The sequence below is a fragment of the Prosthecodimorpha hirschii genome, assembly GCF_001305515.1.
In the GTDB taxonomy this organism is placed as follows: domain Bacteria; phylum Pseudomonadota; class Alphaproteobacteria; order Rhizobiales; family Ancalomicrobiaceae; genus Prosthecodimorpha; species Prosthecodimorpha hirschii.
In genome coordinates this window covers 4,753,706-4,766,126 of record NZ_LJYW01000001.1, presented here as the reverse complement: position 1 = coordinate 4,766,126, position 12,421 = coordinate 4,753,706, and the positions used below count along the sequence as shown (strand labels likewise).

The following is a 12,421-nucleotide window of genomic DNA, read 5'->3' as shown; positions in this document are numbered from 1 at the left end:
GGCTCGATCCGTCCTGCCGCCTCCGACCCTTGACCGACCCATCCGACGCCCGCCGTCGGCAGCGAACCCGAGACGATCATGACCGAGACGAGCCCGATCCGGACCGCCGAAGACGCCGCCCGCTACATCCGCGAACGCGACATTCCCTACGTCAAGGTCGGGGTCTTCGACACGGACGGGATCATGCGCGGCAAGTACATGGCCCGTGACAAGTTCCTGTCCGCATTGGAAAAGGGCTTCGGCTTCTGCGACGTGGTGCTGGGCTGGGATTCCAACGACCAGCTCTACGACAACGTCACCCTGACCGGCTGGCACACCGCCTATCCGGATGCCGAGGTGCGCGTCGTGCCGGAGTCCATGCGCACGATCCCGTTCGAGGAGAACGTGCCGCTGTTCCTGGCCGAATTCGCCGGTCCGCACGAGGCGGCCTGCCCGCGCGGTACGCTGCGCCGGGTGCTCGACCGCGCCGCGAGCCACGGCTACGGCGTGATGAGCGCGGTCGAGTTCGAATTCTTCGTCTTCGACGAGACGCCGCACTCGGTGCGCGAGAAGAAATACAAGAACCTGACCAACATCACGCCGGGCTTCTACGGCTATTCCATGCTGCGCTCAAGCGTGCATGCCGAGTTCTACCAGGAACTGCTCGATACCGCCCGGCTGATGGATTTCGAGATCGAAGGCCTGCACACCGAGACCGGCCCGGGCGTGCTCGAAGCCGCGATCCGGGTCGACAACGCGCTCGCCGCCGCCGACAAGGCCGCGCTCTTCAAGACCTACACCAAGATCCTCGCCCAGCGGCGCGGCTGGATGGCGACCTTCATGGCCAAGTGGTCGAAGGACTGGCCGGGCCAGTCCGGCCATATCCACTGCTCGCTGACCAAGGACGGCAAGGGCGTGTTCCATGACGCCTCCAAGCCGCACGGCATCTCCGACACCATGCGCTGGTGGATCGGCGGCCAGCAGGCGCTACTGCCGGAACTGCTCGCCATGGTGGCCTGCACGGTCAACAGCTACACCCGCCTGATCCCGGGCTTCTGGGCGCCGACCGACGCCACCTGGGGCATCGAGAACCGCACCTGCGCGCTGCGCGCCATCCCGGGTTCCGAGAAGTCGCAGCGGGTCGAGTTCCGCATCGCCGCCGCCGACATCAATCCCTATATCGCGCTCGCCGCCGCGATCGGCGCGGGCCTCTGGGGCATCGAGAACCGGATCGAGCCGGATGCGCCGGTGGTCGGCAACTCCTATGCGAAGAAGCACCCGGCCAAGCGCCAGCTGCCGCGCACGCTGTGGGATTCCGCCCAGCGCCTGAAGGCCTCGAAGGCCGCCCGCTCGCTGTTCGGCGACACCTTCGTCGACCATTATGCCGCCACGCGCGAATGGGAAGAGCGCGAGTTCCGCCGCGCCATCACCGATTGGGAGATGGAGCGCTACTTCGAGATCATCTGATCGATCCCGTCGCCGCCCTGGGGCGCGGCCTTCAGGCCGCCCCTCCGCCACGCCGCTTCGCGCCGGCCTTCCCCCGCCCGGCCCCTTGCGAAGACCATCGAGGTTCCGACATGTCCGCCAGAATCCAGTGCATCTCCCCCGTCGACGGCAGCCTCTACGTCGACCGCCCCGTCGCCACGCCGAGCGAGATCGACGCCGCGCTCGCCCGCGCCCGCGCCGCCCAGAAGGCCTGGCGCCGGGTGCCGGTCGGCGAGCGCGCCCGGCTGGTCGGCGGGCTGGTCGAGGCCATGAAGGCGATGGGCAACCGGATCGGCGAGGAACTCGCCTGGCAGATGGGCCGCCCGATCCGCTACGGCCAGGGCGAGCTGCGCGGCGTCGAGGAGCGCACCAACTACATGGTCGGCATCGCCGAGGAGGCGCTCGCCCCGGTGCTGCCGAAGGACGTGCGCCCCGGCTTCGAGCGCTACGTCACGCGCGATCCGCTCGGCATCGTCTTCACCATCGCGCCGTGGAACTATCCCTATCTGACCACCGTCAACTCGGTCGTCCCGGCCCTGATCGCCGGCAATGCCGTGATCCTGAAGCATGCCGCGCAGACGCTCCTGGTCGGCGACCGCTTCCAGGAGGCCTTCGACCGGATCGGCCTGCCGGCCGGCCTGTTCCAGCATCTGGTCCTGTCGCACGAGCAGACGATCGGCATCATCGCCGGCGGCCACGTCAACCATGTCGCCTTCACCGGTTCGGTCCCGGCCGGCCGCGCCATCGAGCGCGCCTGCGCCGGCACCTTCACCACCTGCGGCCTGGAACTCGGCGGCAAGGACCCGGCCTATGTGATGGCCGACGCCAACCTGCCCTTCGCGGTCGAGAACCTGGTCGACGGCGCCTTCTTCAATTCCGGACAATGCTGCTGCGGCATCGAGCGCATCTATGTCCACGAGAGTCTCTATGACGGCTTCGTGCAGGGCTTCGTCGACCTGACCGCGAAATACGTGCTCGGCAGCCCGCTTTCCGCCGACACCACGCTCGGCCCGATGGCGCGCACCAACCTCGCCGACGTGGTCCGCCGCCAGACCGCCGAGGCGATCGCGGCCGGCGCCACCGCGCATCTCGATCCCGCCGCCTTCCCGGAGAACCGCGACGGCTCGCCCTATCTGGCGCCGCAGGTGCTGACCGGGGTCGGCCATGCCATGAGCGTGATGACCGAGGAGAGCTTCGGCCCGGTCGTCGGCATCATGAAGGTCAAGGACGACGCCGAGGCGATCGGGCTGATGAACGACAGCCCCTACGGCCTGACCGCCTCCATCTGGACCGAGGACGTGGCCGCCGCCAAGCGCGTCGGGGAAGAGGTCGAGACCGGCACCGTCTACATGAACCGCTGCGACTATCTCGATCCGGGTCTCGTCTGGACCGGCGTCAAGGATACCGGCCACGGCGCCGCCCTGTCGGCGATCGGCTACGACGCCCTGACCCGCCCGAAGAGCTACCATCTGCGCCTGACCACGAACTGAGCCGACGGCCGCCGGGCCGGCGGCCGGACCTCCCCCTTTCCGAAGAGACAGCCATGACGCTCCGCGCCAACTGGAACTACCCGACCGCCGTCCGCTTCGGCGCCGGCCGCATCGCCGAACTGGCCGATGCGCTCGCCGTCGCCGGCATCGCCCGTCCGCTGCTGGTCACCGATCCGGGCATCGCCCGGCTGCCGATGCTCGCCAAGGTGCTCGACGGCCTCGCCGCGGCCGGCCGTCCCGCCCTGGTCTTCTCCGACGTGAAGCCGAACCCGGTCGAATCCAACATCGCCGCCGGCGTCGCCGCCTACAAGGCCGGCGGCCATGACGGCGTGATCGCCTTCGGCGGCGGCTCGGCGCTCGACGCCGGCAAGGTGATCGCCTTCATGACCGGCCAGACCCGGCCGATGTGGGACTTCGAGGATATCGGCGACTGGTACACCCGCGCCGATCCGGCCGGCATCGCCCCGGTCGTCGCCGTGCCGACCACCGCCGGCACCGGTTCGGAGGTCGGCCGTGCCGGCGTCATCACCAACGAGGCGTCGCACACCAAGAAGGTCATCTTCCACCCGAAGATGATGCCGATCGTCACCATCTGCGATCCGGAGCTGACCGTCGGCCTGCCGGCCTTCCTGACCGCCGGCACCGGCATGGACGCGCTCGCCCATTGCCTGGAGGCCTATTGCGCGCCCGGCTACCACCCGATGGCCGAGGGCATCGCGGTCGAGGGCATGCGGCTCTGCAAGGAGTTCCTGCCGCGCGCCGTCAAGGACGGCACCGATCTTGAGGCCCGCGCCCACATGATGTCGGCCGCCGCCATGGGCGCCACCGCGTTCCAGAAGGGCCTCGGCGGCATCCATGCGCTCAGCCATCCGGTCGGCGCGCTCTACGACACCCATCACGGCATGACCAACGCCGTGTTCATGCCCTACGTGCTGTTCTTCAACAAGAAGGCCATCAAGGACAAGATGGAGCGGCTTGCCCGCTGGCTCGACCTGGAGCGCGGCAACTTCGCCGCCGTGATGGACTGGATCCTGGAGCTGCGCGAGGAGATCGGCGTCCCGCACACGCTGGCCGGCCTCAAGGTCGACGATGCCAAGGCCGACCTGATCGCCGAGATGGCCATCGTCGACCCGACCGCCGGCGGCAACCCGATCCCGCTCGACAAGGCCGGCGCGCTCGAGATCTTCGAGAACGCCATCCAGGGCGACGTGAAGAGCAAGATCGACTGATCGCGACGGGCGGCGGCCCGACCGGTGCCGCCGCCCCGCCCGACCTCGTCCACGCGGGTCGCCACCGGCCCGCGTGGCGTCCGCCGGCTTGGTTTCTGTTCGCTCCGGAGCGCAACCGCATGACCGACCTTGCAGACCGCGCCGCGTCGCTCGCCTGCTGGTCGGGTCCGGTCACGCCGCGCCCGCTCTCGGGCGGCATGACCAACGCGAATTTCGTCGTCGAGGACCGGGGTGCGCGCTATGTCGTGCGCATCGGCGGCGACATTCCCCACCACGGCATCCTGCGCCGCAACGAACTGGCCGCCAGCCGGGCCGCCGCCGAGATCGGCGTCTCGCCGCCGGTCTTCCATGTCGAGCCCGGCGCCCTGGTGGTCGGCTTCATCGAGGGCCGCACCTTCACGCCCGAGGACGTGCGCGATCCGGCCAACCTGCCGCGCCTCGTCGATCTCGTCCGCCGCGCCCATACCGAGATCCCGAAAGCCCTGCGCGGGCCGGCGCCGCTGTTCTGGGTGTTCCATGTCCTGCGCGACTATGCCCACACGCTGCGCGAGGCCGGCAGCCGGCATGCCGCGGCGCTGCCCGGTCTGATGGCCGATGCCGACCGGTTCGAGCTCGCGGTCGGGCCGGTCGACCTGATCTTCGGCCACAACGACCTGCTCGCCGCCAATGTCATCGACGACGGAAGCCGGCTCTGGCTGGTCGACTGGGACTATGCCGGCTTCAACTCGCCCCTGTTCGATCTCGGCGGCCTCGCCTCCAATTCGGAACTCGGCCCGGCAGCGCGGCAGGCGCTGATCGAGGCCTATTTCGAGCGGCCGCTCGACGACGCCCTCGCCCGCCGCTTCGCCGCCATGACGGCCGCCTCGCTGCTGCGCGAGACGCTGTGGAGCATGGTCTCGGAGATCACCAGCACGATCGACTTCGACTACTCGGCCTACACGGCCGAGAATTTCGCCCGCTACGAAATCGCCCGCGCGGCCTTCGCCGCCATGGAGTCCGCATGACCGACCTCCCCTCCTCGGCCAAGATCGTCATCATCGGCGGCGGCATCGTCGGCTGTTCGACGGCGCTGCATCTCGGACGCATGGGCCAGACCGACGTGATCCTGCTGGAGCGCGGCCGGCTCACCTCCGGCTCGACATGGCACGCCGCCGGCCTGGTCGGCCAGCTCCGGACATCGGCCAACATCACCCGGCTGCTCGGCTATTCGGTCGATCTCTACAACCGCCTGGAGGCCGAAACCGGCCAGGCGACCGGCTGGAAGCGCAATGGCGGGCTCCGCCTCGCCTGCCGGCCGGAACGGATGATCGAGGTCAAGCGCCAGGCGACCACGGCGCGCTCCTTCGGCCTCGACATGCATGTCATCTCGCCGACGGAGGCGCAGGACCTCTGGCCGCTGATGCAGGTCGACGACGTGGTCGGCGCCGCCTTCCTGCCGACCGACGGCCAGGCCTCGCCCTCCGACATCTCCGCCGCGCTCGCCAAGGGCGCCCGCATGGCCGGCGTGACCATCCGCGAGGGCGTCGCCGTCACCGGCATCGCGGTCGAGAACGGCCGGGTCGTCGCGGTCGAGACCGACCAGGGCCGGATCGCCTGCGAGAAGGTCGTCATCTGCGCCGGCCAGTGGGCGCGCGCGGTCGGCCGGATGGCCGGCGTCAACGTGCCGCTGGTCTCCATCCAGCACCAATATGTCATCACCGAACGCATCGCCGGCGTGACCCCGACCCTGCCGACTTTGCGCGACCCCGACCGCCTGACCTACTGGAAGGAGGAGGTCGGCGGACTGGTGATGGGCGGCTACGAGCCCAACCCGAAGCTCTGGGATGTCGATCCGCCGCCCTCGCCCTTCGAGTTCCAGCTGCTGCAGCCCGATTTCGATCACTTCGAGCCGATCATGGAGCTGGCGCTCGGCCGCGTGCCGGCCCTCGCCGAGGCCGGCATCAAGCAGATGATCAACGGGCCGGAGAGCTTCACGCCGGACGGCAACTTCATCCTCGGCGAGGCGCCGGAGGTGAAGAACGTGTTCGTCGGCGCCGGCTTCAACGCCTTCGGCATCGCCTCGGGCGGCGGCGCCGGCATGGCGCTCGCCGAATGGGTCGCCACCGGCGCGCCGCCCTTCGATCTGTGGACGGTCGACATCCGCCGCTTCGGCCGCAACCACCACGACCTCGACTGGCTGCGCACCCGGACCATGGAGGCCTATGGCCGCCACTACACCATGGCCTGGCCGTCCGAGGAGCCCGAGGCCGGCCGCCCGCTGCGCCGCTCGCCGCTCTACGACCGCCTGCAGCAGGCCGGCGCCTGTTTCGGCGAGAAGCTCGGCTGGGAGCGTCCGAACTGGTTCGCCGACCGGGCCGCCGGCGAGGAGCCGGTCGACCGCTATTCCTTCGAGCGCCCGAACTGGTTCGCCGCGGTGGCGCGCGAACACAAGGCGGCCCGCGAAGGCGCGGTCCTGTTCGATCAGACCAGCTTCGCCAAGTTCGAGCTGGTCGGCCGCGACGCCGAGGCCGCGCTCACCTGGATCTGCGCCAACGATGTCGCCAAGCCCGCCGGCCGCATCGTCTATACCCAGATGCTCAATGCCCGCGGCGGCATCGAGGCCGACGTGACCGTCACCCGGCTCGCATCCGACCGCTACCTGATCGTCACCGGCACCGGCTTCGCCACCCACGATTTCCACTGGATCACCAGCAACATCCCCGACGGGCTCGACGCCCGGCTCGTCGACGTGACCTCGGCCCAGGCCGTGCTGGTGCTGATGGGGCCGCTGGCCCGCGCCATCCTGGAGACCCTGACGCGGGACGACATCTCCAACGCTGCCTTCCCGTTCGGGCGGGCGAAGCGCCTCTCGGTCGCCGGCTGCCCGGTGCTGGCGCTGCGCGTCACCTATGTCGGCGAACTCGGCTGGGAACTGCATGTGCCGGTCGAATTCGCCGCCACGCTCTACGATGCGCTGCATTTCTCCGGCGGCCCCTACGGCCTCGCCAATGCCGGCTACCGGGCGATAGAGACGCTGCGGCTGGAGAAGGGCTATCGCGCCTGGGGGGCGGAGATCGGGCCGGATCACTCGCCGCTGGTCGCCGGCCTCGGCGGCTTCGTCAAGCTGAAGACGGCGATCCCGTTCCTCGGCCGCGCCGCCCTGGAGGCCCAGGCGGCCGCACCGCTGCCGCGCCTGCTCGCCGGCTTCTCGGCCGATCCGGCCGTGACGCTGCTCGGCCGCGAGACGATCTATCGCGACGGCGAACGCGTCGGCTGGCTCGCCGGCGGCGGCTTCGGGCATACGGTCGGCCGCGCGCTCGGCTACGGCTATGTGCGCCGCCCTGAAGGCGTCGATCGCGACTACGTCCTGTCGGGACACTACGAGTTGGAGGTGGCGGGCGAGCGGGTTCCGGCCGAGGCGTTCCTGGAGCCGCCCTACGATCCGACCGGAATCAGAATCCGAGCATGATTAAGGCGCGGATCGCCTTCGGACTGGAGCCAATTCAAGGTGGGAAAGAAAGGCGGACGGCCGATGCGGCCATCCGGGGAATGATATTCCCAATTTCGTCCCCTGCATGGAAAGCGCCCGCACCAATACCCGTGCTTTCCTGCTGAAATCGATCCCGGACCCCATTGCGCAGCTTGTCCGGTTGGGATTTGATCATCCGATCAGACGGGGGTGCCATGCGTCCCCGGCATAGACGCGGCGGGCGCCCCGCCCGCCAGGAATCCGTCCGGACGGCGTCTGAGACGACCGGTCCGCGACCATCGAGCTTCGAGCGAGGGAGAGCCGTTCCATGAAGTCAGTCCTGAAAACAGGCGTACTGGCCCTGTTTGCCGCCGCCATGCTGGGCGGTACCGCAGCCAGCGCGAAGACCCTTGTCTATTGCTCGGAAGGCAGCCCGGAGAACTTCACCCCGGCCCTCAACACCACCGGCACCTCCTTCGACGCGGCTCGTCCGGTCTACAACCAGCTCGTCGAGTTCGAGCGCGGCACCACGACCGTCGTCGCCGGCCTCGCCGAGAAGTGGGCCGTCTCCGAGGACGGCAAGACGATCACCTTCAATCTGCGCAAGGGCGTCAAGTTCCACTCCGGCGTGAACGGCTTCAAGCCGACCCGCGACTTCAACGCCGACGACGTGCTGTGGTCGTTCAATCGCCAGTGGAAGGATGATCATCCCTACCACAAGACCTCGGGCGGCAAGTACGACTACTTCGACGACATGGACATGCCGAAGCTGCTCGAGTCGATCGAGAAGAAGGACGACTACACCGTCGTCATGAAGCTGAAGGAGGCCAATGCGCCGATCATGGCGAACCTCGCCATGGACTTCGGCACGATCCATTCGGCCGAATATGCCGACATGCTGCAGAAGGCCGGCAAGCTCGAGCAGCTTGACCAGATCCCGGTCGGCACCGGTCCGTTCCAGTTCGTCGCCTACCAGAAGGACGCGGTGATCCGCTACAAGGCGTTCGATGCCTATTGGGGCGGCAAGTCCAAGATCGACGACCTCGTCTTCGCCATCACGCCCGACCCGACCGCCCGCCTTGCCAAGCTGAAGAAGAACGAGTGCCAGGTCATGATCGCGCCGCGGCCGGCCGATCTGGAAGAGATCAAGAAGGACGCCAATCTCCAGCTGCTCAACCAGCCGGGCCTGAACATCGCCTATTGGGCCTTCAACACCCAGAAGGCGCCCTTCGACAAGAAGGAAGTCCGTCAGGCCTTCAACATGGCGATCGACAAGGCCGCCATCATCCGCGACGTGTACCAGGGCGCCGGCCAGGCCGCGAAGAACCTGATCCCGCCGACCATCTGGTCCTATAACGACAGCGTGAAGGACTATCCGTTCGATCCGGCCAAGGCCAAGGCCATGCTGGAGGCCGCCGGCGTCAAGACGCCGCTCGAGATCGACCTGTGGTGGATGCCGGTGCAGCGTCCCTACAACCCGAATGCCAAGCGCATCGCCGAGATGATGCAGTCCGACCTCGCCAAGCTCGGCATCAATGCCAAGCTGGTCTCCTACGAGTGGGGCGAGTATCGCAAGCGCATGCAGCAGGGCGAACACCTGACCGGCCAGCTCGGCTGGACCGGCGACAACGGTGATCCGGACAACTTCTTCTTCCTGCGCGGCTGCACCGGTGCCCGTCCGGGCGGTCAGAACCTGACCAAGTGGTGCAACAAGGAGTTCGAGGATCGCCTGATCAAGGCGCGCGGCATTTCCGACGTGAAGGAGCGCACCAAGCTCTACGAGGAGATGCAGGCGATCATGAAGGAAGAGGCGCCGGACATGACCATCGCCCATTCGGTGGTCTACGAGCCGGTCCGCAAGGAAGTGAAGGGCTGGAAGATCTCGCCCTTCGGCCGGCATGAGTTCTACGGCGTGGAACTGAACTGACCGCGATCCCGCCCGATGCATGAGGGAGGCCGGCGGGGGCGACCCTGCCGGCCTCTTTCGATCGGGCCACGCCGCCGGCATGCCGCCGGCGGACCGGATCTTGCTTTGCGACTGAAGACGATGCCGCTGAAGACGATGTCCGACGGTGCCGCGACACACGCCGTGCGGACCGCAGCGGGTCGCCGACGCCTTCCCAGCCCCGGCCGCCGGAGCCGTGCATGATCAAGTATTTCCTGCGCCGTCTGGCGCTGACCCTGCCGACCTTCGTGGCGCTGATGTTCGTGACCTTCGTGATGATCCGGCTGGTGCCGGGTGATCCGGTCGAGGTCCGCACCGGCGAACGCGGCATCGCGCCGGAACGACTGGCCCAACTGCGCCACGAGATGGGGCTCGACCAGCCGATCTGGAAGCAGTTCGTCGACTATGTCGTCGGGCTGCTGCACGGCGATTTCGGCACCTCGCTGGTCACCTCCGAGAAGGTCCTGACCGAGTTCTCGGTGCTCTTCCCGGCCACGATCGAACTGTCGCTCTGCGCCATGCTGTTCGCCGTGCTGATCGGCGTCCCGGCCGGCGTCATCGCCGCCGTCAAGCGCGGCGGGCCGTTCGACCATGGCGTCATGGGCGCCTCGGTGATCGGCTTCTCGATGCCGATCTTCTGGTGGGGCCTCCTCCTGATCATGCTCGTGTCCGAGCGCTGGGGCCTGACCCCGGTGTCCGGACGGCTCGACCCGATCAAGTTCTACTTCGACAGCGTGACCGGCTTCATGCTGATCGACAGCATCCTGTCCGGTCAGGAGGGCGCCTTCCTGGATGCCGTCCAGCACCTGATCCTGCCGACCATCGTGCTCGGCACCATCCCGCTCGCCGTGATCGCGCGCATCACGCGATCGTCGATGCTGGAGGTTCTCTCGGAGGACTATGTCCGCACCGCCCGCGCCAAAGGCCTGTCGCCCTTCCGGGTGATCGGCCTGCACGCGCTCCGCAACGCCATGATCCCCGTCGTCACCTCGATCGGCCTGCAGATCGGGACCCTGCTGGCCGGCGCGGTGCTGACGGAGACGATCTTCTCCTGGCCCGGCGTCGGCAAGTGGCTGATCGAATCGATCGCCCGGCGCGACTATCCGGCCCTGCAGGGCGGCATCATGCTGATCTCGTCCATCGTCATCATGGTCAACCTCCTGGTCGACGTGATGTATGGCGCCATCAATCCGAGGCTCCGCCATGCCCGCTGACACTGCTGTCCCCGCCGGCGCTGCAGCCCGGCCTGCGGCCCCCCAGAGCCCGCTTGCGGAATTCTGGTCGTCCTTCACCGAGAACCGCGGCGCGGTCTTCGGCATGGTCATCCTGGTGCTGATCGCACTGACCGCCGTTTTCGCCGATTTAATCGCGCCCTATTCGCCGATCGAGCAGTTCCGCGACTTCACCAAGCTGCCGCCGGTCTGGGACGACGGCGGCAACTGGCGCTTCCCGCTCGGCACCGATGCGCTCGGCCGCGACACGCTGTCCCGGCTGATCCACGGCGCGCGCATCTCGCTGTTCATCGGCCTGTCGGTGATGGTCGTCTCGGTGGTGATCGGCGTCTGTCTCGGTCTCGTCGCGGCCTTCGCGGGCGGCACGGTCGACAGCGTGATCATGCGCGTCATGGACCTGATCATCGCCGTGCCGAGCCTGGTCCTGTGCATCCTGGTCGTCGCCGTGCTCGGCCCCAGCCTGCCCAACACCATCTGGGCGGTGACCATCGTCTACCTGCCCCGCTACGTCCGCCTGGTGCGCGCCTCGGCGCTGTCCGAGATCGGCAAGGACTATGTCACCGCCGCCCGGGTCGTCGGCGCCGGCCGGCTCAGGCTGATGTTCGTGACCGTGCTGCCGAACTGCATCGCCCCCCTGATCGTGCAGGCCGCCCTCGGCGTCTCCGACGCCATCCTGGAGGCCGCGGCCCTCGGCTTCCTCGGTCTCGGCGCGCAGCCGCCGACGCCCGAATGGGGCTCGATGCTGGCCGACAGCCGCGAGTTCATCCGCTCCGATCCCTGGATCGTGACCCTGCCGGGTCTCGCCATCCTGATCACCGTCGTCTCCATCAACCTGATGGGCGACGGCCTGCGCGACGCACTCGACCCGAAGCTGAAGCGGAGCTGAGCCGGACTGCAGCCATCGACCGCATGGAGATATTATCTCTAGAAATGGAGCGATATTATCTCTATGAAGACGATCATTCTGACACCGTCGGCGGCCCGGGATCTGGATGCCTTGCCGGCCGCGGCGCGGGACCAGATCACCGATGCGCTCAACCGATACGCCATCTCCGGCCTCGGCGACGTGAAGCGGCTCAGCGGACGGAACGAGTATCGGTTGCGCATCGGGCGCTACCGGGTGCTGTTCGAGGAAGACCAGATCACGATCCTGGCGATCTATATCGGCAAACGCGAGACAACGACCTACCGGCGGAATTGAGGAGACCGAAATGCCCTCGCCACAAATCATCCGGAGCCCCAGCGGCGAAGAGCTCGTCGTCCTGCCGCGAGCCGAATACGAGGCCCTGCTCGCCGCCGCCGAGGATGCCGAGGAGGACGCCGCCGACCTCGCGATGCTCGACCGCCGCCGGGCCGAGACCGCAGGTCCGGATGGGCTGCTGCCCGCCGAGGTTTCGCAGTCGATCCTGAAGGGCGACAGCCTGCTCAAGGCTCTGCGCCGCTGGCGGGGCCTGACCCAGACGGAATTGGCCGAAGCCGCAGGTCTCGGCCAAGGCTACCTGTCGGACCTGGAGGCCCGGCACAAGCAAGGCAGCCCCGAAACGCTGGCACGTCTGGCCGCCGCCCTCGGCATCCCGCGCCCCTGGCTCGTCTCCGCCGAAGGAAACCGCTGA

Annotated in this window: 10 protein-coding genes; all 10 read left to right on the top strand. The window is 68.1% G+C overall.

Annotation, left to right across the window (positions count from 1 at the left end; genetic code table 11):
• Positions 1-78: 78 nt before the first annotated feature.
• The 10 genes from ABB55_RS20975 (at position 79) to ABB55_RS20930 (ending at position 12,421) form a co-directional block, all read left to right on the top strand.
• Entirely contained in the window at positions 79-1,446 is a 1,368-nt protein-coding gene (locus tag ABB55_RS20975; protein ID WP_054360550.1) for a glutamine synthetase family protein, read from the top strand.
• Positions 1,447-1,556: 110 nt separating this feature from the next.
• Positions 1,557-2,954, top strand: coding sequence for an aldehyde dehydrogenase family protein (locus tag ABB55_RS20970; protein WP_054360549.1), 1,398 nt, complete (start codon positions 1,557-1,559; stop codon positions 2,952-2,954).
• A 53-nt stretch (positions 2,955-3,007) separates the two neighbouring features.
• Positions 3,008-4,183: an iron-containing alcohol dehydrogenase gene (locus tag ABB55_RS20965; RefSeq protein ID WP_054360548.1), complete on the top strand. Its 1,176-nt coding sequence runs from the start codon at positions 3,008-3,010 to the stop codon at positions 4,181-4,183.
• Between the two features lie 119 nt (positions 4,184-4,302).
• Positions 4,303-5,187, top strand: coding sequence for a choline kinase family protein (locus ABB55_RS20960; RefSeq protein ID WP_054360547.1), 885 nt, complete (start codon positions 4,303-4,305; stop codon positions 5,185-5,187).
• The gene (locus ABB55_RS20955) at positions 5,184-7,631 is read left to right on the top strand and encodes a GcvT family protein (protein WP_054360546.1); all 2,448 of its coding nucleotides are present in this window, start codon (positions 5,184-5,186) and stop codon (positions 7,629-7,631) included. Before ABB55_RS20960 ends, ABB55_RS20955 begins: the two co-directional genes overlap by 4 nt.
• Positions 7,632-7,959: 328 nt before the next feature.
• Positions 7,960-9,558, top strand: a complete 1,599-nt coding sequence (locus tag ABB55_RS20950) for an ABC transporter substrate-binding protein (protein ID WP_083463808.1) — start codon at positions 7,960-7,962, stop codon at positions 9,556-9,558.
• 218 nt (positions 9,559-9,776) lie between these two features.
• Positions 9,777-10,790: an ABC transporter permease subunit gene (locus ABB55_RS20945; protein ID WP_054360545.1), complete on the top strand. Its 1,014-nt coding sequence runs from the start codon at positions 9,777-9,779 to the stop codon at positions 10,788-10,790.
• Complete coding sequence (locus tag ABB55_RS20940; RefSeq protein WP_083463807.1) at positions 10,780-11,694, top strand: ABC transporter permease subunit; 915 nt, start codon at positions 10,780-10,782, stop codon at positions 11,692-11,694. Before ABB55_RS20945 ends, ABB55_RS20940 begins: the two co-directional genes overlap by 11 nt.
• Positions 11,695-11,757: 63 nt before the next feature.
• Positions 11,758-12,009, top strand: a complete 252-nt coding sequence (locus ABB55_RS20935; RefSeq protein ID WP_054360543.1) for a type II toxin-antitoxin system RelE family toxin — start codon at positions 11,758-11,760, stop codon at positions 12,007-12,009.
• Positions 12,010-12,019: 10 nt separating this feature from the next.
• Positions 12,020-12,421 (top strand): helix-turn-helix domain-containing protein, encoded by a 402-nt coding sequence (locus ABB55_RS20930; RefSeq protein ID WP_054360542.1) that lies wholly within the window; start codon positions 12,020-12,022, stop codon positions 12,419-12,421.